Source organism: Dactylosporangium sp. NPDC050688, from assembly GCF_040654515.1.
Classification (GTDB): Bacteria; Actinomycetota; Actinomycetes; order Mycobacteriales; family Micromonosporaceae; genus Dactylosporangium.
This window is the reverse complement of the sequence record NZ_JBFAIC010000010.1, coordinates 88,819-112,656: the sequence shown is the minus strand read 5'-3', so window position 1 is coordinate 112,656 and position 23,838 is coordinate 88,819. Positions and strand designations below refer to the sequence as shown.

The following is a 23,838-nucleotide window of genomic DNA, read 5'->3' as shown; positions in this document are numbered from 1 at the left end:
TCACGGCCGCGGCGCGCCTGCCGATGGTGGCGCGTGTCCCCGATCGCATGCCGCCTGTGCGTCGCCCTCGCCGTGCTGTCAGCGCCCGCGGCGGGGCTGACCGCGGGCCGCCCGCTCGGCGACACCGTCTACTTCGCCGCGACGCACCTCGGCCGGGGCCGCTGGGTCCTTGCCGGCCAGCCGGCGTGACGGTTAGGGTCCTGACGTGACTGCCGGGTCGGCCGTGTGCCGTGCACAGACAAGGCGTCCGGCAGTTCGTTGAGCTGCCGGCGGGCCCGTGGCCCGCCCCTCCTTCCGCACCGCCCGCATGAGCGGAGCCTGCCGAGGAAGGAGGTGATCGCATGTCCCGCTTCGAAGACTTCAGCATCGGCGACGTCGTCGTCGGTGAGGTGTCCGGCGTGGTGCCGTTCGGCACGTTCGTCCGGTTCGCCGACGGTGTCGACGGGCTGCTGCCCGGGGTGACCGGCCTGCAGCTCGGCGCCGCGGTGACGGTCCGCGTCCTGGACAAGGACAGCGAGCGCCGGCGCGCCAGCCTGGCCCTCGCCTGATCGACGGCGGGCACCCGGACCACTGCTCCGGGTGCCCGCCCCTGGTCACCGCGCCACGGCACCCGCGGCCTCCAGTACGGGCCGGCGGCGGGGAGCGACCCGGGCCACGAACAATGCGAGGGACACCAGCAGCGACCCGATCGCCAGGATGCCCATCGCGGTGCCCGGCGCCACGTACTGCGCGACCAGCCCGCCGAGCGTCGCGCCGACCGCCTGCATGGCGAGCAGCCCCGAGCCGAACAGCCCGAGCGCCTGGCCGTGCAGCGGCTCCGGCGTCGTGGCCAGCAGCCGGTCCTGCAGCAGCAGCGTCGCGCCGTACCCGATCGACGCCACCCCGGCCACAGCGGCCGCGACCGGCAGCGGCGGCTCGAGGAAGAACAGCAGGTACGGCGCGGCGAGCAGCCACCGCAGCGGGCCGCTGAGCCGGAACCGCAGCCGCGGCGGCACGAACCGGCCGGCGATCGCGTCACCGGCGAGCATGCCGATCGCGGCGGTCACGAACAGCACGCTGGCCGCGGCCGGCGAGTACGGCACGAACAGCGCCTCGCAGCCGACGATGAGCCCGTTCGGCACCCACATCGCGAGGTACACGCCCGGCTGCCACACCTGCCGGTTGCCGCGCCAGGTCGCCCGCACCGACGGGCGGTCCGACGCGCGCGGCGCCCTTTTGGTTAGCCCGAACCGGGCCACGAGCGCCGACAGCACCTGCAGCGCCGCCCCGACGAGCAGCGCCCCGCGCGGCGACACGGCCACGACGAGCGCGCCGCCGACGGCGAAACCGCCGATCTGCATCGCGCCGACCGCCGACCTCGTCGACTGGGTCTGGTCCCACCTGGTGCGCCCCGGCTGGCCGCGGCTGCGCCGGGTCTTCGAGGCCGACATCGTCTCGCGCACCGACCGGCTCAGCACCGGCGGCTGGGCCGCGGTCCTGGACGGCATGCGCCCCGGCATGCGCTGGCTCGGCGACGGCCGGCTGCAGATCAACACGTACGACTACGCCCCGCTGGACATCACCGGCGCCGAGCTGCTGTTCATCCCCACGACCGCCGCGCGCGGCTGGGTCGGCTGGGAGGAGCCGCCCAGGTCGTACTCCATCATCTACCCGTGCACGGGCTGGCTCGCCTCGACCGGCGGCACCGCACCACCCGACGCCCTCGCCCGCCTGCTCGGCCCGCTGCGGGCCACCATCCTGACCCTGCTCGCCACGCCGCTCAGCACGACGCAGCTGGTCGCGCTGACCGGCGCCGGCCTCGGCTCGGTCGGCGGCCACCTGCGGGTCCTGCTCGACGCGGGGCTCATCGCCCGCCGCCGCTCGGGCCGCTCGGTGCTGTACTACCACACACCCACCGGCGAGGCCGTCTGCGGCGGCTAGCACGCTGATCACGGACGTTCACGGCCGCGGCCGGCTCACTGGTGATCTTGCCCGCTTGATCGAAGTCGCGCCGTGGTCGTCCAGGCGGCCGGGGCGCGACTTCGGTCACCGCGGTGGTCCGGCTGACGCGACGACGAGCCCGGTCACGTGGGGCTGTGCTCGAGGTCGCGCAGGGCCTGGATGACCGGCCCCGGCCAGGTGGGATCGGTGTCCTTGTGCTCGACGGTGCGCACCACCCGCATGCCGACCGCCGCGGCGCCGGCCAGCTCGCCGTCCGCGCCGTCGCCGACGTACACGCAGTCGCCCGGGGCGGCGCCGAGCGCCTCGGCCGCGGCGAGGTAGATGCGCGGATCCGGCTTGCCCACGCCGATGACGCTGGAGAACACCGCGACGTCGAACCGCGACGCCAGCCGGCACGCCAGCCACGCCTCGGCCGCCTCCGCGGTCGCGTTGCTCACCAGCGCGAGCCGCGCGCCACCGGCCCGCAACGCGTCCAGCGCCTCGATCGTCCCCGGCGCCACCTGGTCCAGGACGCGACGGGCCTGGGCCCGCCGGTGCGCGGCGGCGCGCGCGACGGCCTCGTCGGAGGGGACCACGCCCAGCCGGCCGGTCAGAATCCTGATCGTCTCCTCGACGCTCCAGTGCTTGAGCCGTTCGTCCCAGGTGTCGCGGTACGCCCGCCGAAACGCGTCCGGATCGACCCCCACCATCCCGGCCATCTCACCGACGACCCGGTCCCGCTCGCCGTCGGCACCGTCGACCAGCGTGTGGAACAGGTCGAAGACCAGGAACCTCGGCGGCATGCCTGGCACGCTAACAGCCGCCGCCGGCGGACGAGGACGGCGCCTACCGCGGCTTCGGGGAGTGAGCGGTCAGTCAGCGAGGTAGCGCTCGACGCTGGTGACCTTCGCGTCCAGGGCGCCGGTGACGCCGTCGCGCCAGTCGATCTTGATGAGGGTGGAGGTGCGGGGGGACTTGGCGTGCACGGCCTCGACGGCGGCGCGGACGACGGCCATCGCCTCGTCCCAGGTTTCGCCCTCGACGGTGGTAAACATGGCGTCGGTGCGGTTGGGCAGGCCGGAGGCCCGCACGACCCGCACCGCCTCGGCGACCAGGGCACCGACCTCCGGGCCCTCGCCGATCGGGGTGACACTGAATGCGACCAGCACCGACATGCGAGCCACCCTACCCACGAACCGGGTCAGCACACGCGCAGGAAGCGGTCCAGGACGCGGGTGCCGAAGAGCAGCCCGTCGACGGGGACGCGCTCGTCGACGCCGTGGAACAGGGCGGTGTAGTCGAGGTCCGGGGGCAGGCGCAGCGGGGCGAAGCCGAGGTGGCGGATGCCGAGGTGCTGGAAGGCCTTCGCGTCGGTGCCGGCCGACAGCATGTACGGCAGCAGCCGCGCGTCTGGATCCTCGGCGGTGATGGCGGCGGTCATCGCGTCCACGAGGGTGCCGTCGAAGCTGGTGCTGACCGAGGGCATGCTCTTCCACTCGCGGCTGACGGACGGCCCGACGACGGCGTCGACCTCGCGCAGGAACGCCTCCTCGCGGCCGGGCAGCAGCCGGCAGTCGAAGATGGCGGAGGCGGTCGACGGGACCACGTTGTCCTTGTACCCGGCCGAGAACATGGTGACGTTCGCGGTGTCGCGCAGGGTCGCGCCGATCATGCGGGCGACGGCGCCGAGGCGGCCGAGGACGGCGGCCGGGTCGTCCTCGTCGAAGGTGACGCCGGTGAGGTCGCTGACGCCGGCCAGGAAGTCGCGCACCGGCGGGGTGAGCACGAGCGGGAACTCGTGCGCGTCGAGCCGGGCGACTGCGGCGGCGAGCTTGGCCACGGCGTTGTCGGTGTGCAGCAGCGAGCCGTGCCCGGCCGTGCCGCGGGTGGACAGCCGCAGCCAGCCGACGCCCTTCTCGGCGGTCTCGACGAGGTACGCGCGCACCCCGTCGCGGACGGTGAGGGAGAAGCCGCCGACCTCGCTGATCGCCTCGGTGACCCCGTCGAACAGCTCGGGCCGGTGCCGGACCAGCCAGCCTGCGCCGTTGACCCCGCCGGCCTCCTCGTCGGCGAGGTACGCGAACACCAGGTCCCGCGGCGGGACGACCCCGTCGCGGCGGAACCGGCGGGCGACGGCGAGGCTCATCGCGGCCAGGTGCTTCATGTCGACGGCGCCGCGGCCCCACACGTAGCCGCCGGAGACCTCGCCGGAGAACGGGTGCACCGACCACTCCGACGTCTCGGCGGGCACGACGTCGAGGTGGCTGTGCACCATGAGCGCGCCGCGTGACGGGTCGGCGCCGGCGAGGCGGGCGATGACGTTGCCGCGGCCGGGCGCGCCCGACTCGACGTACGTGGTCTCGTAGCCGGCCTCCTCCAGCCGGGCCGCGACGTACTCGGCGGCGAGCCGCTCGCCGCGGGTGCCGGACGGCTCGCCGGTGTTGGTGGTGTCGATCCGGATCAGTTCACTCGCCAGGGTCACGACCTCGTCCACGCCGGAGACGGTAGCTGGCCGGCATGGGCACGTTTTCCGGCATGCCTGCTGTCGCTATCCAGTGCGGCGGTATCTGCCGGGGGCGATCCCGTACTGGCGTCGACTACACGGCCACGCCCCTTGCCGATGCGCTCGACCGGCCGGTCGACGCGATCCTCAACTTCGTCGTGGTCAGCGCGCGGCACGCCGCGTCGCTGATGTCGCTGGTGCGGCCAGGCGGTGTTGTCGTGTCCGCCACCGTTGCGGTAGAGCAACCTGCCGGGTCCCCTGTGACGGCAGTGCACTTCGTGGCCCGCAACGACACCAGCCAGCTCGCCGCCCTGGTCAAGCTCGTCGACGCCGGCGCCGTCCGGGTCGACATCGCCGCGTCGCGTCCGCTCATCGACCTGGCCCCGGTGCACCGCGATGCCGAGTCCGGCCGCATCCGCGGCAAGACGATCCTGGTTCCGTAAGGGAGTTTCCCGTCCGGCGAGCGCACCGGGTGGAGCACACGTGGTCCGGCGATGGCTGGTCCGGTACCGCCTGGACCTGGCCGCGGTGCAGGCTGGCGTACTGGCCGAGCACGGCGGCCGCGGCGCACACCCAGAACACGACGTCCCAGTGCTGGAACAGCGCCACCATGGCGGCGCCGAACAGCACCGGCGGGACCAGCGTCAGGGCGCGGTCCACGGCCTTCGCGCCGCGGACCGCGCCACCTGCCCACCACCGCGCCATCCCCACGAATCATACCGACACGATAGGCAAAAGGAGCGATCCGAAATTGCATTGATTTTTTATATAGATCCTCGATACAGTCGGCCCTTGTGCAGAGAGCTCAGGTCGATGCGCTGACGACGCTCATCGAGGACTTCAACACCCTGTTCATCCGGCTGCCGATGGTGCAGCGACTCGGGTTCAGCGCCCTGTCCGTCGTGCACACCCTGTCGCGGCGCGGGCCGATGCGGCTCACCGCGCTGACCACGACCGAGCAGCTCACCCAGCCCGCCATCACCAGCCTCGTGCAGCGGCTCGAGGAGGACGGCCTCGTGCAGCGACGCCCCGACCCCAGCGACGGCCGGGCGGTCCTGGTGTCGCTCACCGCCGCCGGCGCCGACGTCGTGCGGTCCCGGCACGCCAACCGGGTGGACCGGCTCGCCGAGCTGATCGCCGGGCTGGACGCCGGCGAGCAGGCCACGATCGCCGCGGCCATGCCGGCGCTGGCCCGCATCACCGAGCTGGGGGCGGCATGAACACCATCCCGCTGGAGCAGCAGCCGATCCACGTGCCCGACGAGGTCCTCGACGACCTCAGAGCCCGGCTGGAGGCGACCCGCTGGCCCCGCGACACCGGCAACGACGACGGCTTCTACGGCGTGCCGCCCGCGCAGCTGCGGGCCCTCGTGGAGCACTGGGCGCACCGGTACGACTGGCGCGCGGCCGAACGCGCCATCAACGCCTACGAGCACTACCGCGCCGACGTCGGCGGGGTGCCCGTGCACTTCATGCGCCGGCCCGGCGCCGGGCCCTCACCCACCCCGCTGATCCTGTCGCACGGCTGGCCGTGGACGTTCTGGCACTGGTCGAAGGTCGTCGACGCGCTCGCCGACCCGGCCGCGCACGGCGGCGACCCCGCCGACGCGTTCGACGTCATCGTGCCGTCGCTGCCCGGCTTCGGGTTCTCCACCCCGCTGCCCGCGCACCCCGACATGAACTTCTGGAAGATCGCCGACGTCTTCCACGAGCTGATGACCGGCGTGCTGGGCCACGACCGGTACGCCGCGGCCGGCTGCGACGTCGGCGCGCTCATCACCGGCCAGCTCGGGCACAAGTACGCCCGGCACCTGCACGGCATCCACATCGGCTCGGCGCAGAAGCTGACCATGTTCAACGGTGACCGGGCCTGGGACCTGTCCGGCGGCAACCCCCTGCCAGACGACCTGCCACCGCACCTCCGCGCGCGGATCGTGGCCCTGGAGCGGCGCTTCGCCGTGCACCTCGCCGCGCACGTGCTGGACCCCGAGACGCTCGGCTACGGGCTGAGCGACTCCCCCGCCGGCATGCTCGCCTGGGTGCTGCGCCGCTGGACCACCTGGTCGGACAGCCACGGCGACGTCGAGACCGTCTTCAGCAAGGACGAGCTGCTCACCCACGCCACCATCATCTGGGCGGGCACGTCGATCACGAGCTCGATCAGGACGTACGCCAACAACAACCGCTACCCCTGGCAACCCTCCCACGACCGCCGGCCCGTCGTGGAGGCCCCGACCGGCATCACCTTCGTCGGCCACGAGAACCCACCCGGCGTCACCACCGGCGAGCAGCGGATCCAGCACTTCCTGGCCAGTGACCGCGCCGAGTGGTACCACCACGTGAACATCACCGCCCACGAGCACGGCGGCCACTTCATCCCGTGGGAGCTGCCCGGCGAATGGGTCGACGACCTGCGCCGCACGTTCCGCGGCCGCCGGTAGGCCCCAACGGCGCCCGGAGCCGGGCGGGGGCCCTCTACGATGCTGGCATGGCACGGGTACTGGTGACGGGTTCGACCGACGGGATCGGGCTGGAGACCGCGGCGCAGCTGCTGCGGCTGGGGCACGACGTGGTGCTGCACGCGCGGGACGAGGCGCGGGCGGCCGCGGCGGGGCTGCCGGGGGTGCCCGTGGTGGTCGGGGACCTGGCCTCCCTCGCCGAGACCAAGGCCCTGGCCGAGGGCGCCGGCGCGTTCGACGTGGTGGTCCACAACGCGGGCATCGGCGGGCAGGACGAGCGGCGGGTCACCGTCGACGGGCTGGAGCGCACGTTCCAGGTCAACACGCTCGCGCCGTACGTGCTGACGGCCCTCATGCCGCGCCCGGCCCGGCTGGTCTACCTGACCTCCGGGCTGGAGTCGGTCGGGGTGGCCGACCTGGCCGACCTGCAGTACGAGCGCAAACCGTGGCACGGCATGCAGGCGTACAGCGACTCGAAGCTGCTCGACGTGGCGCTCGCGTTCGCGGTGGCCCGGCGGTGGCCGCAGGTGCGCAGCAACGCCGTCGACCCCGGCTGGATCCGCACCAAGCTGGGCGGCCCCAACGCCACCGACGACCTGCCGGAGGGCGCCGAGACGCAGGTGTGGCTGGCGACCGCCGACGACCCGGCGGCGGCGGTCACCGGCCGCTACTTCAAGCGCCGCACCGACCTGAAGGCCAACCCGGCCGCGTACGACCGGGCGGTCCAGGACGGGCTGCTCGCCGCGTGCGAGGCGCTGTCCGGGGTGCGGATCACCACGTGACGGTGGTCCCGTCGCGGTAGCCGACCCGGCGGGCACCGACCAGCGCCGGCCGCTCGACGAGCACGCACACGTCCTCGCCCGGCCACCACCAGCCGGCGGCGCGGGCGAGCGCGGCCCAGCCGTCGAGCTCGTCGGCGTCCCGCGGCCCGTACCGGGCCAGGCCCAGCTTGCGGATGATGTCGTACAGGCCGATCCAGGTGGCGTCCTGCTGGCCGTACCAGCACACCGGCAACGTGCCCTGGGGGCCGATGGCGGACCTGACGGGCCAGGTCAGGCCGGCCGCGATCGGGGTGTGCAGCGACTGGCGCAGCACCTCCCGCAGCGGCACCCCGGCCTCGATCGCCCGCTCCGGCGGCAGGACCGGCCACGGCTTGTGCCGGTCCTCCTTCTCGGGCGGCTTCGCCGCGACGGTCAGGTCGGGGTGGGCGGCCGCGTCGTCGAGGGCGCCGCGCAGCCGGGCGAGCGCGGTCGCGATGTCGCCGGCGACCGGCGGGGTCCCCCGCGGGCGCCTGGCCAGCACCCAGGACTGCAGGTCGCGGTGTGTGGGCATGCCGGTGAGCAGCGGCAACGCCTGCCGCGGCGACTGCACCCAGCGGAACACGGGTGCCCGCCGGCGCAGCCGGTGGTAGACGCCGGCGATGAGCTGCTCGGTGCCGGCCCGGTCGACGGGCCCGGTGGAGAGTCCCACGGCGAGCCACTCGTCGCGGATCGGCTCCGCGCGATGCCACAGCTCGATGAGGCGTGCCGTCGGACGGACGGCGGGGGGACGGTTGCCCGGACGTTCGGGCGAGCGGAACACAGGGGCAGCGGCGGTGCGCCGCGCCGTGGCGGTCAACGCGCGAGGGCGGACGCGCCCTTCCGGTGAGTACGGATCATGTCGACCATTCTGCGGGCCGCCGCCCGCCGGCCGCAACCCCGTTCCGCTCAGCGCAGCCGCACGAGCCCCGCGCCGGTGCCGGTGAAGCCGCACGACGACAGGTAGAACTCGCGCAGGTGGTCCTCGAAGTCTACGTGCAGCCACTCGCAGCCGCCGGCCCGCGCGCCCTCGACGGCCGCGGCGACGAGACCCGTACCGACGCCGCGGCGCCGCGCCGAGGACGCCACGACGGTGTCGAGCACGAACGCGTGCGTGGCGCCGTCCCACGCGACGTTCACGAACCCGGCGAGCGTGCCGCCGTCGCGGGCGCAGACCCAGCCGAGGCTGTGCCGGTTGACCCGCGCCCACCAGCCGCCCGCGGCGGCCGGTGGGTGGCCGAACCCCTCCGCGTGCAGCGCCTCCACCTCGGCGTCGTCGAACGCGCCCCGCCACGTGTAGCCCACCCCGGTCACCGGCACGGACGGCAGCGTACCCGCCGCCGGGGTGCCTGGACTCCGTCCGCCCGCCGCCCGTCACCCGGCGGCGGCCGCGCTCAGCGGTGCACCGCCACGCGGTGGAACTCCTGCAGGGTCCCGTCGAACAGCACGTCGGACACCTGGGTCAGCAGCACCCGCACGGTGCCGTCCGCCGGGCTGTTGCGCCAGCTGGTGCCGTAGCCACCGTCCCAGCCGTACGTGCCGTCGTCCTGCACCGTCATGCCGTAGCCCCAGCCGTGGCCGCCGAGCAGCATGGCGCCGCCCTCGGCCTGCTCCGGGGTGAGCCGGTCGGTGGTCATCGCCCGCACCGCCCGCTCCGGCAGCAGCGACCCTCCACCGTGGAGCAGGAACCGCCCGAACGCCACCACGTCGTCCACAGTGGACATCAGCCCGGCGGCGCCGTCGGGGAACGCGGGCTCGCGGCTCCAGTCCTGCGCCGTCGCCACGTCCGTCTGCCGCTGGCCGCCGAAGTAGAGCGCCGGCAGCCGCTCGGCCCGCGCCGCCGTGGTCGAGAAGCCGGTGGAGGTCATGCCGAGCGGGTCGAACAGCCGCCGCCGCAGCACCTCGCCGAGCGCCGCGCCGGCCGCGCGCGCCACCAGCACCCCGAGGATGAGGCCGCCGGTGTTGTACGCCCACCGCTCGCCGGGCTGGAACAGCAGCGGCAGCGTGCCGAACCGGCGCATCCACCCGTCCACGCCGTGCGGGGTGCGGGGGTCGGGGCGGCCCAGGGTCAGCCGCAGCGCCTCGGCGGCCCGCACCACCGGGTACGGCGGGTTGACCGGCGGGTCCGCGGCCGGGTCCAGCAGCAGCCCGTGCCCCATCCGGTAGGTGAGCACGTCCTCGACGGTGATCGCCCGCCGCGCCGGCACCGTGTCGTCCAGCTCCGCGTCCAGCCGCCGCAGCACCCGTGGCGCGGCGAGCTCCGGCAGCAGCCGGTCGACGGGCTCGTCGAGGGCCAGCAGCCCGTCCTCGACCAGCATCATGGCGACCGCGGCGACCATCGGCTTCGTCATCGACGTCAGCCGGAACGGGGTGTCACGGCGCATCGGCGGGGCGCCGTCGCCGAACGCCGCCGCGCCCAGCACCTCGACGCGGACCGGTCCACCGGCGCCGGCGACCGCCGCGACCAGGCCCGGCACCTTGCCCCCGTCGACCAGCGCGGTCAGGCTCCGGTTCAGCTCATCCATAGGATCACCTTATGGTGGTCCGGTGGAGACGTCCCTGACCGCAGCGGTCGACGCGTTGCGCCGGTCCGGCCTGGAGCCCGTCGTCCGCCAGGCGCCGCGCCAGTGGTCGGCGAGCCCGGTGGAGCCGGGCGCCTGGGTGCGGATGCCGGGCGACGAGGCGTACGCGGTCGTGACCGTCGCCGACATCCGCCCCGGCGACCGGGTCGGCGACTGGGAGCCGGTGCAGGCGCTGCCGGATCCGACCGCGGTCCTCGGGTTCGCCGCCGCGTTCTACGAGCGCCGCCCGGACGCCGACACGCAGTCGCTGGAGCACGGCGACCCGGTCGCGGTGCCGTCCGGGCAGTTCCACTCGGTGTTCCCCGAGGACGTCGTCGCCGCGGTCGAGGACTGGGCGCAGTGGGAGACGACGTGGTCGGTCATCCCGGCGGGCGAGCCCGAGGGGCGCCGCCGCGCCCGGCTGCAGCGCCTGGCGACGTCGAAACTGGCCGGCGAGGCGGTGCCCGTCGACGTCGCCCTGGACCCGGCGCTGCTGGCGCTGCTGTCCGACCGGCAGGCCGAGGACCTCGACGAGACCATCGCCGGGCTGTTCCTGCCCGGGATCCGCTGGTGGTTCCCCCGGGACCGGACCGGTGGCCGGCTCGCCGGCCGGGTGCAGGTGCTGCTGCGCGAGGTCGTGCCGCCGGCGACCACGGCCGGCAAGGGCATCTGGCTCGTGGTCGGCACCGCCCCCGGCGGCGGGCTGCGGGCCGGGCTGGCCAGGGTGGCGGGCAAGTCCGCCTACCACCGCTGGGACCGGATGCCGCAGTACTGGCAGTCCCCCGCCGGCAGCGTCGAGGAGCTCTGGGGCATCGACGGGCGCCACCCCGCGGGCGTCGTCGCCGCCGCCGTCGACGCGCTGGTCACCGGCCGGGCCCTGGACGCCCTGGAGCTGTGCGGGGTGACCACCGACCGGGCCACCGCGCGAGTGCTGCAGGGGCTGCCGGAGAGCTTCCGGCTGCGGGAATGGACCGACAAGTGGACCACCAACGCGACCGGCCTCATGGCCAACGCGGCGCCATGGCGGTGGGCCGCGGCGCCGCCCGGCGGCCGGCGCCGCCTGGAGACGCTCGGCGGCTTCGGCGCCAGCCGCCGCCCCGGGCTGTTCCTCGGCGCCGCCGGCGACACGCCGCACCTGACGTTCGCGCAGAGCGGCAGCCCGGTCGTGGCCCCGCGCGTCGAGTGGGAGCGCGACCTGGACTACGACCTGGTCGGCCTGGGCCTCATCACCCCCGGCCAGATCCCGGTGCGCCGGCGGTAGGCTGCTGGCATGTCGTTGCACGAGGTCGTGCCCGGGGTGCACGCGTGGGTCCAGCCGGACGGCACGTGGTGGCTCAACAACGCCGGGGTCGTCACCGACGGCGGCCAGGTCCTCCTCGTCGACACCTGCGCCACCGAGACCCGGACCCGGCGGTTCCTCGCCGCAGTCGAGCAGGCGACCGGCGGCGGCACCGTCCGGCTCGCCGTCAACACCCACCAGCACGGCGACCACAGCTACGGCAACAGCCTCCTGCCGGCCGCCACCGTCATCGTCGGCCACGAGCACATGCGCGAAGGGCTGCGCGTCGACCCGGTGATCGACGGCTGTCCCCCGCTCTGGCAGCCCGTCCCCGACTGGGGCGCGGTCACCCGCCGGCTGCCCGACGTCACCGTCCGGGACCGGCTCACCATCCACATCGGACAGCGCCGGGTCGACGTCATGCACCCCGGCGGCCCCGCCCACACCACCGGCGACCTCGTCGCGTGGCTGCCGCAGGAGCGCGTCCTCTTCGCCGGCGACCTCGTCTTCAACGGCCTCACCCCGCTGGTCTTCATGGGCTCCGTCGCCGGCGCCGCGGCCGCCCTGGACTGGCTCGCCGCGTTCGAGCCGGCGCACCTCGTGCCGGGGCACGGCCCGCTGCTCACCGCCGCCGAGATCACCCCGGTGTTCGACGGGATCCGGCGGTACCTGCGACTGGTGCGCGACACCGCCGAGGCAGGGCTGCGGGCCGGGCTGACCCCGCTGGAGGCCGCCCGCGCGTGCGACCTCGGTGAGTTCGCCGGCTGGGCCGACGCGGAGCGGATCGTGCCCAACCTGCACCGGGCGTATGCGGACGCCCTCGGCACCGACGTCGACGTGGTCGCCGCCCTCACCGACGCGGTCACCTGGCGCGGCGCCCCCATGGCCACCAAGGTCTGACCGGCGCGGCGGCCAGGCTCGGATTGCTTGCGCTGCCGGGGTGAGCCGGTGGCGGTATCATGGCGATGATGACGGACTGGATCTTCGACGTCATCGACACGCTCGGGCCCATCGGGGTGGGGCTGCTCATCGCGCTCGAGACGCTGGTGCCGCCGATCCCGTCGGAGCTGATCCTGCCGCTGGCGGGGTTCCGGTCGCGCGCCGGGGCGATGCACCCGGTGCTCGTGTGGTGCTGCGCGACCGCCGGCGCCGTGGCCGGGTCGCTGGTGCTCTACTGGGTGGGGGCGCGGCTCGGGTACGAGCGCCTGCACCGGCTCGCAGGGCGGCGCTGGTTCCTGCTCACCGGCCAGCGCGACCTGGAGCGGGGGCGGCGGCTCTTCCAGCGGCACGGCTCGTGGTTCGTGGCGCTGTCGCGGTGCGTGCCGATCCTGCGCAGCCTGGTGTCGATCCCGGCCGGGATCGAGCGGATGCGGCTGCCGAAGTTCATGCTGCTGACCACCGCCGGCTCCGGGGTGTGGAACGCGCTGTTCATCGGCGCCGGCTGGATGCTCGCCGAGCGGTGGCAGCACGTCGAGCGCTACAGCGGGCCCGCCGGCACGGCGGTCGGGGTGCTGCTGGGCGCCGGCCTGGTGGTCCTCGCCGTACGCAAGCTGCGCTCCGCCTGACCGCTCCGCCCGACCGTTCCGTCCGGCCTCGGTGTCACCCGGGAATTTCGCGGGTACGGGCGTTGTCGACACCAGTGACGACGAGCATGAGGAGCGACAGGTGGCGAGCAACATCGTGGCGTGCCCGGCGTGCGGCAAGCGCAACCGCGTCCCGGCCGCGGCGACGGGGACCCCGGTGTGCGGCAGCTGCGGCGCCCGGGTGCCGTGGATCGTCGACGCCGGGGACGACACGTTCGCCGAGGTCGCCGAGCGGTCCGGCACGCCCGTGCTGGTCGACCTGTGGGCGCCGTGGTGCGGCCCGTGCCGGGCGGTGAGCCCCGCCCTCGAGCAGGTCGCGACCCAGCTCGCCGGGCAGGTCAAGCTGGTGAAGGTCGACGTGGACACCGCGCCGGGCCTGTCGCGCCGGTTCGACGTGCGGGCCGTGCCGACGCTGATGATCATCAAGGACGGCAAGGTCGTCGCCCGTCAGGCCGGTGCCGCGCCGGCCGCGACGCTGCGCCGCTGGGTCGAGCAGTCGCTCTGACCAGCACCGCCCCGGCTCCGTGGCGCTACCGCACCGCACCTGCCCGCAACTCACGTGTCGGGCGAACGGTCCGATGTCAGTGAACGTCGGAGGTCAGCGCAGCGGGCACAAAGGGGAACATGATGGCGAAGGACGACAAGGACAAGGCGGCCGAGGAGGCCCCGAAGGGCGCCAGGAAGAAGCTGGTCATGATCCTTGCGATCGTCCTCGTCGCGCTCGCCGGCGGCGGCGCCGGTGGGTACTTCATGTTCGCGCCGAAGCCGGCCGAGGCCGAGGAGAAGCTGGTCGCGGGGATCGTCGTGCCGCTGGACGCGGTCACGATCAACCTGGCCGACGGGCACTACCTGAAGCTGAAGATGACGCTGCAGGCGACCGACAAGGCCGCCGAGGCCCCGGACGGCAGCAAGGCGCTGGACGCCGCGATCAGCCTCTTCAGCAACATGGACGCCAAGGAACTGCTGACCAACGAGGGCCGCGAGAAGTACAAGCAGCAGCTCAAGGAGAAGGTCGTCGAGGCCTACACCGTCGACAAGGAGAAGGAGATCATGGACGTGTACTACACCACGTTCGTGATCCAGTAGCGCGCTGCGCCGCTCCGACGTGGTGGCATTGCGACCGGTGGGGCCCGTGATGATCACGGCCCCACCGTCGTGTCTCGGTCAGGGCCCGGTCAGGCGGCCTCGCGACGCAGGGTGAGGTAGGCGACCGCGCCCGGCTCGGGCACGTACCGGTCGACCTCGACGAAGCCGCGGGCCTTGGCGAAGCGGACCCCGCCCTCGTTCGCCTCCCACACGACCGTCTCGACGGCGGGCACGCCGTGGCGGGCGGCCTGGGCCATCGCGCGGCCATACAGGGCGGCACCGATCCCCCGGCCGCGCCACCGCGGCAGCACCCGGACGATCACCGTGGCCGCCGTGGCGTCGCCCTCCGGCGGGCGGACGGTGGTGCAGCCGACGAGGTCGCCGCCGTCGTACACGACCTCCAGCAGGTACCTGCCGAGGCGTTCGCGGGCCTCGTCCAGCGACATCGCGGCGTCGGGCACGACGGTGTTGTGCACGAAGCGCCAGTCCTCGAGCGTGGCGTCGTCCTCAGGGGTGGTGATGCGCAGACCCGGCACAGCCCCGGACCATACCGGCCCGCGCACGACAACGGCGCCCGACCTGCAACGGTCGGGCGCCGTTCGTCCGTTTTATGGTGGTTACAGCGCGCGGCGACGGCCGGAGACGCCGGCGACCAGCGCCACACCGGCGGCGGCAAGCAGCACCTGGACGAGCAGCTCGCCCCAGTCGACGCCCGGCGTGTCGGTGGCGATGCCGATGGCGTTGGCCAGGACGGTGCCCAGCAGCGCGGCGACGACACCGATGGCCATGGTGACCCAGATCGACATGCCCTGCCGGCCCGGGACCACGAGCCGCCCGAGCGCACCCACGATCAGACCGACGATCAGCGCGGTGATGATCCCAGTGACGGTCATTGCTCCTCCTGATCTCGACGTTGCGGCCTGGTCCAGTGATGCCCGTGGGTTCGCCGGGCGAAACCCGCCGCACCCGGGTGACACCCGTGACCCCGGTGACACCCGGGCCAGCGACCGCGACACGGGCGGGACCGCCGGCACCGATACAGCTATCGTGGGACATCTATATGTATTGGGGGTTTTGCCATGAGAGCCATCGCTGTCGTCGCCGCCGGGGTCACCGCCGCCGCGACGCTGCTCACCGCCACCACCAGCGCGTCCGCCGCGGCGGCGCCGGCCACGCTGCCGGCCGGCCAGTACACGCTGTCGGCGGACTACCACCAGTTCGACGCGCTCAACACGGCGCTGGTGTCCACCTTGGGCACGGCGGCCGTGCACACCGTCATGGACAACGCCAACCACGACCGCACCGCCATCACCGACTCGCTCGGGATCAGCTACGAGACCGGGTTCTCGTTCGACTCCGGCGACGACAACGACTGCACCAACTTCCCGCAGGGCATCACCACCAGCCGCGACGCGGTCGGCACCGCCAACAGCGGCAACTACGACGGCCACCAGCTGATCCTGGTCAGCTGGTACACCAAGGACGGCTGCGACGGGGCGTCCTCGCGCAGCCGGATCACGCTGGTCGACTGGGACGCCACGTACCCGAACAAGTACCGCAAGATCCTGCTGGTCGAGCCGACCGGCACCACGGCGGCGCCGGACTTCAAGGACATCAAGGTGCACGCCGGCGGCGTGTCGTGGTCCGGCGACTACCTGTACGTCGCCGACACCGGCCGCGGCATGCGGGTGTTCGACATGCGCAAGATCCTCAAGACGAACACGGGCGGGACCGCCGCGCAGATCGGCCGGCAGAACGCGACCACGTACTACGCGCACAACTACGCGTACGTGCTGCCGCAGATCGGCACGGTCACCGCGGCGACCACGTCGGGCACGAACCTGGTCTGGTCGACGATCTCGCTGGACCGGGTCAGCCGGTCGATCGTGATGACCGAGTACACGTGCTCCTCCGGCTGCACCGACTACCCGAACCGGGCGCCGCGCGCGGTGCGCTTCCCGTTCGCCTCGGGCGCCACCACGTTCGCCGCGAGCACCACGGCGTCCCAGGCGCTGCAGCTGCCCTGGTACAAGCTCAACGGCGTGGCGTCGCACAACGGGCGCTGGTGGTTCAACTCGTCGGGCTCGAAGCAGCTGTACTACTGGACCCCGTCGGCGGGCCCGCACACGTACGCGTGGGTCAGCGGCGGCGAGAGCATCAGCTACTGGGAGGACGCCACCGAGGCGGACCTGCTGTGGTCGCTGCAGGAGCAGGTCGGGCACCGCAACGTGTTCGCGGTGAAACAGGCCGACTACGACGGCTGACGCCGCGTTGCTTCGCTGGTCCTCGCCGAGCGCAGGCGGCGCTCGGCGAGGGCGTCGGCGGCGACGACTTCCTCGTGCACGTGGCGGTGCCGAGCGTCGACAGCCTGCACGCGCTGCTCATGGACAAGTTCACGAAGCGGCGGGAGATCGTCGGGTTCCGCAGCTCCATCATCTACCAGCACGCCCGCAACCAGGTGGTGCAGCCGCTGGACCTGTGACCTACTGGTACGACTCCGGCAGCCGGCTCGCCGGGTGCGCCCAGGCGACGACGTTGGGCAGGCCCTGCCGGTCGAAGAACGCGGCGATCTCCGGGTCGGCGTGGCGCAGGCTGAAGTGGGTGAGTACGAACGTCGTGGCGGGGTTGGCCTCGACGATCGGACGCAGCTCGCTCCACACGGTGTGGCCGATGCGCCGGGCGCGCTCGAGCTGGTCGTCGTCCAGGAACGTGCACTCGGTGACGACGACCGGGTAGTCCAGCAGCCACGGCGAGCGGGTGAAGACGTCCGGGCGGGTGTCGCCGAGGAACGCGAACAGCGGCGTGACCACCTCGTGGTCGATCTCGACGCCCTCGCGCCGCTTCGCGGCCAGCTGGCGGCCGTCGGCCTTCAGCGCCTCGAACTCCGGTCTGATCGCCCGCTTCACCGACGAGAACGCGAAACCGACGCACGGCACCTTGTGCTCGCAGTCGACCACCCGGACCCGGTACGCGCCGCGCCTGCCGATCGGGAACTCGTCGCCGCCGCGCACCCCGTGCAGCCGTGCCGCGGGGGCGAGCGCCGGGTCGTATCCGGCGTTGTGGTTGAGCTCGCTGGTCGCCCGGATGTAGCCCTGCGCGTAGGGCAGCGCCGCGGCGGGCAGGTAGATGTCGACGCCGGTCTCCTTGACCGCGACGTAGTCGAGGTCCTTGCTGTGGTCCATGTGGGTGTGGGTCAGGAACACCAGGTCGGGCTGCCAGCCCTCGACGAGCCCGCAGTCGATGCCGGCGCGCAGCTGCGGCAGGTGGAAGAACGTCTTGTCGTTGGACCGGGAGTAGCCGCTCATCGTCACCCCGGCACCGGGGATCGTCCACGACTTCCACTGCCGGAACGGGTGCCCGTCCTCGAGCAGGTCGGCGTGTGCCATGACGGTCCCTTCCGGTTCGTGTCCATTGTCGACGGTACCGGCGGCGGCAAGTCGTTTAGGCTGGCGCCATGGCCGACCTTCCGGAGCGGGTGGATCACCGGCACCTGCGCGCCTCCGACGCCGACCGGGAGCGGGTCGCGGAGGTCCTGCGCACCAGCGCCGCCGAGGGGCGGCTGGGGCTCGACGAGCTCGACGAGCGGCTGCGCGCGGTGTACGCGGCCCGCACGTACGCGGACCTGGAGCCGCTGCTGGCGGACCTGCCGGCGCCGTCGACGGCGGTGAGCCTCGAGGGGGTCCCGCCCCGGCCGGGCGAGACCCCCGAGAAGAGCGGCGCGGTCGCCGTGATGAGCGGGTTCAGCCGCCGGGGCGCGTGGGTGCCGCCGCGGCTGTTCTCATGCCTGGCGTTCTGGGGCGGCGGCACGATCGACCTGCGCGACGCCCGGTTCCGCTACGGGGAGCTGAAGATCCGGGCGGTCGCGGTGATGGGCGGCGTCGAGGTGATCGTCCCCGACGACGCGGAGGTCCACGTCACCGGCACCGGCGTCATGGGCGGCTTCGACCACGGCGCCACGTCGGTGGGCCGCCCCGGCGCGCCCCGGATCGTCGTGACCGGGCTCGCGTTCTGGGGCGGCGTCACCGTGCGGCGCAAGGCCCGCCGCGCCAAGGACCTCGACGACTGACGCCCCGGCGCGCCTGCGGCGGTCGCAGCCCCCGGCGCTCGGCCCGCGGCGGTCTCAACCTCTGGCGCGCAGCATGCGGCGGACCACGTCGATGCGTTCGGTCATGTACTTGCCGACGACGGGTGCCGCGCCGGCGGCCACCGTCTCCGCGCGGGCCAGGTATGCCTCGTCCACGCCGTAGACGGGGAACAGCCGGTTGGCGAACACCATCGCCGGGGTCATCCCGCCCCGGTGCAGCTGCGGCGCCAGCTCCAGGTAGCGCCCGGCGTACGGGGCGAGCACCGCGTCCTGCCCGGGCCGCCAGAACAGCGCCGTGACGTGCTTGACGTCGCCGATCGGCACGGACCGCTCGACGGTCAGCGTGTCCCACACGGCCCGCTTGGTCGCCGGGTCCGGCGACGCGGCCCGCACGGAGGTGGCGCGGACCCACGCGTCGGGGTCAGGGTCGGCGGCGAGCAGCGCGGCGATCTCAGCGTCGACGGCGCCGCCGAGCTCCGCCTTGCGGGCCAGGGCCCGCCACTGCAGGTCGACGTCGTCGCCGGCCTGCGCCTGCAGCCACGCGACCTCGTCGAGGTCGGCGGCGGTGCGGGCGAGGGTCCGCAGCACCACCTGCCGGCGGTCGGTGTCCTCGGCGAGCTTGCGGCAGGTCGCGGCGACCGCGGCGAGCAGCTCCGGGCGCTGCGCATCGGGTGACCACAGCTCGGCGGCGTCGGCGGCGAGGGTGAGGTACGGCTCGATCACCGAACCCGACGTCTCGACGGCGAGGACACCGGTGAGGCAGCGCACCGCCTCCGCCGCGCCGGCCTCGCCGGCCAGCAGCATGTCCCACACGGTGGCCACGGCGACGCCCCGCGCGATCGCGGTCGGCAGCGCCGCGGCGGTCGCGGCCAGGGTGTCGCGGGCCTCGGGCCGGGTCGTGGCGAACGTGAGGTCCTCGTCGTTGACCAGGTACACCTCGGCGCCCGCGGGCAGGTCGACGGGGGTGACCGGCCCGGCGAGCTCGACCTGCACGAGGTCGAGGCGGTGCAGCCGGTCGCCGTCGCGGACGTAGGCGCCGACGGCGAGGACCTGCGGCCGCGGCGGGCCGTCCGGGCCACGCGCGTCCAGGACCAGGCCGTCGCCGTCGCGGCGCAGCGTGATCCGGTCGGTCCCGGCGGTCTCCAGCCACCCGGCCCGCCAGCCGTCCAGGTCCCGGCCGCTGCCCGCGGCGAGCACGTCGATGAGGTCCTGCAGGGTGGTGTTGCCCCAGGCGTATCGCTGGAAGTAGGTGGCCATGCCGGCGGCGAACTCCGCCTCGCCGACGTACCGCATCAGCTGATGCAGCACGGAGGCGCCCTTCGGGTACGTGATCGCGTCGAAGATCGACATGGCCTGGGCGACGTCGTGGATCGGCTGGCGGATCGGGTGCGTCGCCGGGCCCTGGTCGGCCAGGTATGCGGCGAGCTTGCCGCTGGCGAGGTGCCCCGCCCACGCGTCGGTGAAGACGGTGGCCCGCTCCGCCGCCCAGTTGCAGGCGAACTCGGCGAACGCCTCGTTCAGCCACAGGTCGTCCCACCAGCGCATCGTGACGATGTTGCCGAACCACATGTGCGCCATCTCGTGCAGCAGGATCTTCGCGCGCAGCTCCCGCTCGGCCGGGGTCGGGGTCGCCCGGTACAGCACGGTGTCGGACCAGGTGACGCAGCCGTAGTTCTCCATCGCGCCGCCGAACTCGGGGACGAAGACCTGGTCGTACCGGCGCTGCGGGAACGGCATCCGGAACACCTCGCCGAAGAAGGCGAGCCCCTGCCGGGTCAGCGTGAACAGCTCCTCGGCGTCGCGGTCCAGCACCGCGGCGAGGGACCGGCGGGTCAGCAGGCCCAGGTCGTGGCCGTCGGCGTCGCGGCGGACCTCGTGGAACGGCCCGGCGTTGACGACCGTGTTGTAGACCGACAGCGGCGGCGTCGCCGGGAACACCCAGCGCCGGGCCGCGCCGGCCGCCCCGTCCACTGGGGAGACGACGGGGTCGCCGCTGTTGCTCACGACCGTCCAGTGCGCGGGCGCGAGCACCGTGAACGCGTGCGGGCCCTTGAGGTCCGGCTGGTCGAAGCAGGCCCACACGAAGTGCGCCTCGTCCGGCTCGAAGGACGTCCACACGTACACCTCGCCGTCGGCGGGGTCGACGGCCTTGTGCACGCCCTCGCCGTCGCGGGTCTCCGCCTGGACGGTCACCACCCGCAGCTCGTTGCTCGCCAGCAGGCCCGGCAGCGGAATCCGGCCGTCCCGTGCGGGCGGCAGGTCGGCACCGTTGAGCACGGCGCTGACCACCTCGGCGGCACAGTCGACGAAGCTGTCCGCGCCGGGCTCGCGGCACGTGAACGTCACCGTCGACACGCACCGCACCTGTGGGCCGGTCGGCAGATCGGTGAGATCGATGTCGATGGCGTAGTGCTCGACGGCCAGCAGTGCGGCCCGGTGCTCGGCTTCGACCTGGGTCAGACTCCGGTTGATCATCAGGCGATCCTAGACGTGGACAGGGTCGCGGCAGGCCCGTCCGCGACCTGCGCACGGCTGGACGAGCCGCCACCCCCCGGCAACGTCCGAAGTGGACACACCGGCACCGGGGACGAAGGAGACCCTGCGATGTCACGCTGAGGCGGCGCGGAAGAAGTCGCCGCCCTTGCGCTGCAGGTCGTCGGTGCCCCAGGCGCGCTCCTCGGCGGTGACCTTCCGCAGCCGCGGGATGTGTTTGGCGCAGTGGATGTACGCCTCCTCGACGTGCACGTTGACCCACCGCTCCGCCCGGCGGCCGGGGACCGTCTCCACCGGCAGATCCGGGAACGCGCGGCGCATCTCGGCGTCCGGCACGATCGTGGCGTGGCCGTTGACGTGCAGGCCGATCACGTCGCGGAGGAAGTCCACGAAGATCAGCCCGACGTTCGGGTTCTCCAGGATGTTGCCGAGGCTCGCCATGACGCCGTTGCCGCGGTACTCCGGCCACGCGACCCGGCCCGCCGACAGCACCCGCACGAAGCCCGGCGGCCCGGCCCGGAACGTGCAGTCGCAGTGGCCGAGCGCGCTTGCCGTGGCGACGAACATCATCTCCTGCCGGGCGACGAACGCGGTCATGTCGGCGTTGAGCTCGGGCAGGACCTGCTGCCGGTAGAACCGGTCGGCCCGCTCGACCGTGCCGAAGCGCTGCTGCAGCAGGTGCTCGCCTGCGGTCCCGGGCATGCTCGTGCCTGCGAATGCGTTCACCACTGCCTCCGACGCCGACGCCACGAGCCAGCAGTCTCGCGTCGTCGGGAACCGGCGCGTCGCACCCGATGTGCGACGGGGCGACCTCAGCCCTTCACGGTGAGCAACGGGCGGAGCTCGGCGACCGGCATCGCCACGCCGGCCGACTCGAGGCTCTGCACGACCGCCCCGACCTCCTTGTACGCCCACGGCGCCTCCTGCTTGAGGTCGCGCCGCCAGGCCTCGATGATGTCGCGGCGCCCGGCGACCGCCGGGTCGCGATGGTTGAGCGGGGTGACGACCCGGAACTCCTCCAGGAACGCGTCGAGCTCCGCGTCGCTGCCGCGCGCCGCCGACCCCCGCGGGACGCTGCGGCCGGCGCCGTGGCAGGCGCTGTGCAGCGCGCGGGCGTTGCCGAGGCCGCGCAGCAGGTGGCTCGGCGCGCCCATCGAACCCGGCACGATGACCGGCTCGCCGAACGGTGTGGCCGCGTCCGGTGGGCCGGCCGGGGTGGCGCCCTTGCGGTGCACGACGGTGCCGTCGCCGGCGGGCCAGAGCAGGTTGTGCGGCGACTCGTACACCAGCCGGGCGTCGACCTCACCGGCCACGGCGGCCAGCCCCGCCCGCATCATGAGCGCCAGGAAGAAGCGGTTGCCGATGGCGAAGTTCGCCGCGTTGGCGAACGCCGTCAGGTACTTCTCCCGGCGGGCCGCGCCGGCCTCGTCGAGCAGCATCGGCAGGATCCGGTTGCGCGGCGCCGGCACCCCCTTCGGCCACAGCGCCCTCGCCTGGTCCTGGCCGGTCGCGTTGGCCTGGTGGCCCAGCGACAGCGACCCCGTGTGCACCATGGTCACCACCCGTCCCGGGACGAGCCCCCAGGCGTAGGCGGCGGCGCCGTCGTGCACCCGCGACACGTACTGCAGCTCAGCGAAGTGGTTGCCACCGCCGACGCTGCCGATGATGCTGTCGTAGCTGGTGCCACCGCCGCCGGCGCCGCCGCTGGTGATCCAGTCGCGGAATCCCTCGGCTGACGCGGCGGGGTGGCCGGCGGCGTGCAGCACAGCGCCGTCGAGGTCGGCGGCGGTCACCTGCGCCCACGCGCCCTGCGACCCGGTGGGCACGCCCGCGTCGAGCAGGCCGGGCAGCCCTTCCCGCAGTAGCCCTTCGCGGTGCGCCGGGGTGAGCCCGATGCGCCGGCCGCCCTCGAAGAACAGGTGCCGCAGGTGCCCCTCGAGCCGGTCGAGGTGCGGGCGGACCTGCTCGACGGTCAGCGATGTGGCCTCGACCCGCATCCCGCAGTTGATGTCGTTGCCGACCGCCTGCGGGATCAGCGCCCCGGCGGTGCGCAGCACCGTGCCGATCGGGATGCCGGCGCCCTTGTGGAAGTCGGGAGTGCACACGACCCGGTCGATGCGCGGCTCGACGTCCAGCCCGGGCGTCGCGGCCGCGAGGGTCCGCAGTGTCTGCTCGGTCTCCAGCACGGTGAGCAGCTCGTCGACGGCCGCGGACTCAATCGGCACATCAGGCCCGGCACACAGCTCGACGGGCACGCCGTGCGGGTTGGGCAGGGTGAGCCAGGAGTCGTCGGTGCGGATCAGGCGCGGATCGGGCCGTTTGGTCGTCGACATGATGCACCGAGGGTAGGGACGGTCCCTCCCGCCGTCGATCGAATTGCGCCGGCGGGCCCAGGGCCTGTAAAGCCACGAGACGCGGTTCGTGTACCGCAGCGAGGTCAGATCCAGCCGCGGGAGCGGGCGATGCGGGCGGCCTCGTGGCGGTTGGCGGCGCCGGTCTTGCCGACGGCCGAGGAGAGGTAGTTGCGCACGGTGCCCGGGGACAGGGCGGCGCGGCGGGCGATCTCCTCCACCGGGGCGCCGTCGCCGGCGAGGGCGAGGACGTCGGCCTCGCGGGTGGTCAGCGGGCTGTCGCCGGCGCTGATCGCCTCGGCGGCGAGCTGGGGGTCGACGTAGCGGCCGCCGGCGTGGACGGTGCGCACGACGGTGGCGAGGACCTCGGCGGAGACCGTCTTGGCGAGGAAGCCGCGCACGCCGCCGGTGAGGGCGCGTTTGAGGTGGCCGGGCAGGCCGTGGCTGGTGACGATCATCGTGCGGCAGCTGGGCAGCTCGGCGTGCAGGGTGGTGGCGACCGCGACGCCGTCGAGGTCTGGCAGTTGCAGGTCGAGGACGGCGACGTCGGGGCGCAGGGCGCGGGCGAGGCTGAGGGCCTCGGCGCCGGTGGCGGCCTGGGCGACGACCTCGAGGTCCTCCTCCAGGCCGAGGAGCGCGGCGATGGCGCCGCGGATGAGGTGCTCGTCGTCGGCGAGCAGGATGCGGATCACCGCGCCACCGCCGGCGCGAGCCCGGCACAGC

Annotated in this window: 29 protein-coding genes; 15 read left to right on the top strand and 14 right to left on the bottom strand. The window is 73.7% G+C overall.

The features are described from left to right. Window positions 1–33 precede the first annotated feature (33 nt). A complete protein-coding gene (locus tag AB0H83_RS12665) occupies window positions 34–189 on the top strand; it encodes a hypothetical protein (RefSeq protein ID WP_360091412.1) in 156 nt (51 codons plus the stop codon). A gap of 152 nt (window positions 190–341) precedes the next feature. Next, entirely contained in the window at window positions 342–548 is a 207-nt protein-coding gene (locus AB0H83_RS12660) for a S1 RNA-binding domain-containing protein (protein WP_360091409.1), read from the top strand. A gap of 45 nt (window positions 549–593) precedes the next feature. On the opposite strand, the gene AB0H83_RS12655 is transcribed toward AB0H83_RS12660, so the two are convergent. Further along, a complete protein-coding gene (locus tag AB0H83_RS12655; protein ID WP_360091406.1) occupies window positions 594–1,340 on the bottom strand; it encodes a hypothetical protein in 747 nt (248 codons plus the stop codon). A gap of 43 nt (window positions 1,341–1,383) precedes the next feature. On the opposite strand from AB0H83_RS12655, the gene AB0H83_RS12650 reads away from it, so the two are divergent. Next, a complete protein-coding gene (locus AB0H83_RS12650) occupies window positions 1,384–1,920 on the top strand; it encodes a winged helix-turn-helix domain-containing protein (protein WP_360091403.1) in 537 nt (178 codons plus the stop codon). A gap of 143 nt (window positions 1,921–2,063) precedes the next feature. Here the strand turns inward: AB0H83_RS12650 and AB0H83_RS12645 are convergent, their stop codons facing one another. From AB0H83_RS12645 to AB0H83_RS12635, 3 genes are all read right to left on the bottom strand, one after another. Continuing rightward, window positions 2,064–2,723 (bottom strand): HAD family hydrolase, encoded by a 660-nt coding sequence (locus AB0H83_RS12645; protein WP_360091400.1) that lies wholly within the window; start codon window positions 2,721–2,723, stop codon window positions 2,064–2,066. Window positions 2,724–2,792: 69 nt separating this feature from the next. Continuing rightward, window positions 2,793–3,095, bottom strand: a complete 303-nt coding sequence (locus AB0H83_RS12640; RefSeq protein ID WP_360091397.1) for an MTH1187 family thiamine-binding protein — start codon at window positions 3,093–3,095, stop codon at window positions 2,793–2,795. 26 nt (window positions 3,096–3,121) lie between these two features. Further along, entirely contained in the window at window positions 3,122–4,414 is a 1,293-nt protein-coding gene (locus tag AB0H83_RS12635) for a M20/M25/M40 family metallo-hydrolase (RefSeq protein WP_360091394.1), read from the bottom strand. Between the two features lie 23 nt (window positions 4,415–4,437). Between AB0H83_RS12635 and AB0H83_RS12630 the strand changes: the two genes are divergently transcribed. The 4 genes from AB0H83_RS12630 (at window position 4,438) to AB0H83_RS12615 (ending at window position 7,663) form a co-directional block, all read left to right on the top strand. Next, window positions 4,438–4,866: a zinc-binding dehydrogenase gene (locus AB0H83_RS12630; protein ID WP_360091391.1), complete on the top strand. Its 429-nt coding sequence runs from the start codon at window positions 4,438–4,440 to the stop codon at window positions 4,864–4,866. A gap of 351 nt (window positions 4,867–5,217) precedes the next feature. Then, window positions 5,218–5,643 carry a MarR family transcriptional regulator gene (locus AB0H83_RS12625; protein ID WP_360091388.1) on the top strand — a complete coding sequence of 142 codons (426 nt, stop codon included), beginning with the start codon at window positions 5,218–5,220 and terminating at the stop codon, window positions 5,641–5,643. Continuing rightward, the gene (locus AB0H83_RS12620) at window positions 5,640–6,863 is read left to right on the top strand and encodes an epoxide hydrolase (RefSeq protein ID WP_360091385.1); all 1,224 of its coding nucleotides are present in this window, start codon (window positions 5,640–5,642) and stop codon (window positions 6,861–6,863) included. The genes AB0H83_RS12625 and AB0H83_RS12620 overlap by 4 nt, the downstream gene beginning before the upstream one ends. Window positions 6,864–6,910: 47 nt before the next feature. Further along, on the top strand, window positions 6,911–7,663 hold the full coding sequence (locus AB0H83_RS12615) for an SDR family NAD(P)-dependent oxidoreductase (RefSeq protein ID WP_360091382.1): 753 nt from the start codon (window positions 6,911–6,913) through the stop codon (window positions 7,661–7,663). Here AB0H83_RS12615 and AB0H83_RS12610 read toward each other — a convergent pair. From AB0H83_RS12610 to AB0H83_RS12600, 3 genes are all read right to left on the bottom strand, one after another. Then, complete coding sequence (locus tag AB0H83_RS12610) at window positions 7,653–8,498, bottom strand: DUF6745 domain-containing protein (protein ID WP_360091379.1); 846 nt, start codon at window positions 8,496–8,498, stop codon at window positions 7,653–7,655. The two genes, AB0H83_RS12615 and AB0H83_RS12610, sit on opposite strands and share 11 nt — an antisense overlap. An 89-nt stretch (window positions 8,499–8,587) precedes the next feature. Continuing rightward, entirely contained in the window at window positions 8,588–8,998 is a 411-nt protein-coding gene (locus tag AB0H83_RS12605) for a GNAT family N-acetyltransferase (RefSeq protein WP_360091376.1), read from the bottom strand. Between the two features lie 74 nt (window positions 8,999–9,072). After that, window positions 9,073–10,203: a serine hydrolase domain-containing protein gene (locus AB0H83_RS12600; protein ID WP_360091373.1), complete on the bottom strand. Its 1,131-nt coding sequence runs from the start codon at window positions 10,201–10,203 to the stop codon at window positions 9,073–9,075. Window positions 10,204–10,225: 22 nt separating this feature from the next. On the opposite strand from AB0H83_RS12600, the gene AB0H83_RS12595 reads away from it, so the two are divergent. The 5 genes from AB0H83_RS12595 (at window position 10,226) to AB0H83_RS12575 (ending at window position 14,187) form a co-directional block, all read left to right on the top strand. Further along, a complete protein-coding gene (locus tag AB0H83_RS12595) occupies window positions 10,226–11,500 on the top strand; it encodes a hypothetical protein (RefSeq protein WP_360091370.1) in 1,275 nt (424 codons plus the stop codon). 9 nt (window positions 11,501–11,509) lie between these two features. Next, window positions 11,510–12,418, top strand: coding sequence for an MBL fold metallo-hydrolase (locus tag AB0H83_RS12590; protein ID WP_360091367.1), 909 nt, complete (start codon window positions 11,510–11,512; stop codon window positions 12,416–12,418). Between the two features lie 68 nt (window positions 12,419–12,486). Next, window positions 12,487–13,083, top strand: a complete 597-nt coding sequence (locus AB0H83_RS12585; RefSeq protein WP_360091364.1) for a DedA family protein — start codon at window positions 12,487–12,489, stop codon at window positions 13,081–13,083. A gap of 100 nt (window positions 13,084–13,183) precedes the next feature. Then, entirely contained in the window at window positions 13,184–13,606 is a 423-nt protein-coding gene (gene trxA / locus AB0H83_RS12580) for a thioredoxin (RefSeq protein ID WP_360091361.1), read from the top strand. 119 nt (window positions 13,607–13,725) lie between these two features. Continuing rightward, window positions 13,726–14,187 (top strand): flagellar basal body-associated FliL family protein, encoded by a 462-nt coding sequence (locus tag AB0H83_RS12575; protein WP_360091358.1) that lies wholly within the window; start codon window positions 13,726–13,728, stop codon window positions 14,185–14,187. A gap of 89 nt (window positions 14,188–14,276) precedes the next feature. Here AB0H83_RS12575 and AB0H83_RS12570 read toward each other — a convergent pair whose 3' ends face one another. Beyond that, window positions 14,277–14,723: a GNAT family N-acetyltransferase gene (locus AB0H83_RS12570; RefSeq protein WP_360091355.1), complete on the bottom strand. Its 447-nt coding sequence runs from the start codon at window positions 14,721–14,723 to the stop codon at window positions 14,277–14,279. Between the two features lie 81 nt (window positions 14,724–14,804). Then, window positions 14,805–15,080, bottom strand: a complete 276-nt coding sequence (locus AB0H83_RS12565) for a GlsB/YeaQ/YmgE family stress response membrane protein (RefSeq protein ID WP_360091352.1) — start codon at window positions 15,078–15,080, stop codon at window positions 14,805–14,807. Between the two features lie 186 nt (window positions 15,081–15,266). Between AB0H83_RS12565 and AB0H83_RS12560 the strand changes: the two genes are divergently transcribed. After that, window positions 15,267–16,451 (top strand): hypothetical protein, encoded by a 1,185-nt coding sequence (locus tag AB0H83_RS12560; protein WP_360091349.1) that lies wholly within the window; start codon window positions 15,267–15,269, stop codon window positions 16,449–16,451. 74 nt (window positions 16,452–16,525) lie between these two features. Further along, window positions 16,526–16,669 (top strand): hypothetical protein, encoded by a 144-nt coding sequence (locus AB0H83_RS12555; RefSeq protein WP_360091346.1) that lies wholly within the window; start codon window positions 16,526–16,528, stop codon window positions 16,667–16,669. A gap of 1 nt (window position 16,670) precedes the next feature. Here the strand turns inward: AB0H83_RS12555 and AB0H83_RS12550 are convergent, their stop codons facing one another. After that, window positions 16,671–17,573 carry an MBL fold metallo-hydrolase gene (locus AB0H83_RS12550; RefSeq protein WP_360091343.1) on the bottom strand — a complete coding sequence of 301 codons (903 nt, stop codon included), beginning with the start codon at window positions 17,571–17,573 and terminating at the stop codon, window positions 16,671–16,673. A 68-nt stretch (window positions 17,574–17,641) separates the two neighbouring features. Here AB0H83_RS12550 and AB0H83_RS12545 point away from each other — a divergent pair, with 68 nt between their 5' ends. Further along, window positions 17,642–18,253 carry a DUF1707 domain-containing protein gene (locus tag AB0H83_RS12545; RefSeq protein ID WP_360091340.1) on the top strand — a complete coding sequence of 204 codons (612 nt, stop codon included), beginning with the start codon at window positions 17,642–17,644 and terminating at the stop codon, window positions 18,251–18,253. Window positions 18,254–18,307: 54 nt separating this feature from the next. On the opposite strand, the gene pepN is transcribed toward AB0H83_RS12545, so the two are convergent. The 4 genes from pepN to AB0H83_RS12525 all read right to left on the bottom strand — a co-directional run bounded on the left by pepN (window position 18,308) and on the right by AB0H83_RS12525 (window position 23,807). Then, a complete protein-coding gene (gene pepN / locus AB0H83_RS12540) occupies window positions 18,308–20,746 on the bottom strand; it encodes an aminopeptidase N (protein ID WP_360091337.1) in 2,439 nt (812 codons plus the stop codon). A 132-nt stretch (window positions 20,747–20,878) separates the two neighbouring features. Then, entirely contained in the window at window positions 20,879–21,490 is a 612-nt protein-coding gene (locus AB0H83_RS12535) for a pyridoxamine 5'-phosphate oxidase family protein (RefSeq protein WP_360091334.1), read from the bottom strand. 86 nt (window positions 21,491–21,576) lie between these two features. Then, window positions 21,577–23,097, bottom strand: coding sequence for an RtcB family protein (locus AB0H83_RS12530; RefSeq protein ID WP_360091331.1), 1,521 nt, complete (start codon window positions 23,095–23,097; stop codon window positions 21,577–21,579). Between the two features lie 104 nt (window positions 23,098–23,201). Then, window positions 23,202–23,807, bottom strand: coding sequence for a response regulator transcription factor (locus tag AB0H83_RS12525; protein WP_360091328.1), 606 nt, complete (start codon window positions 23,805–23,807; stop codon window positions 23,202–23,204). Window positions 23,808–23,838: the final 31 nt, after the last annotated feature.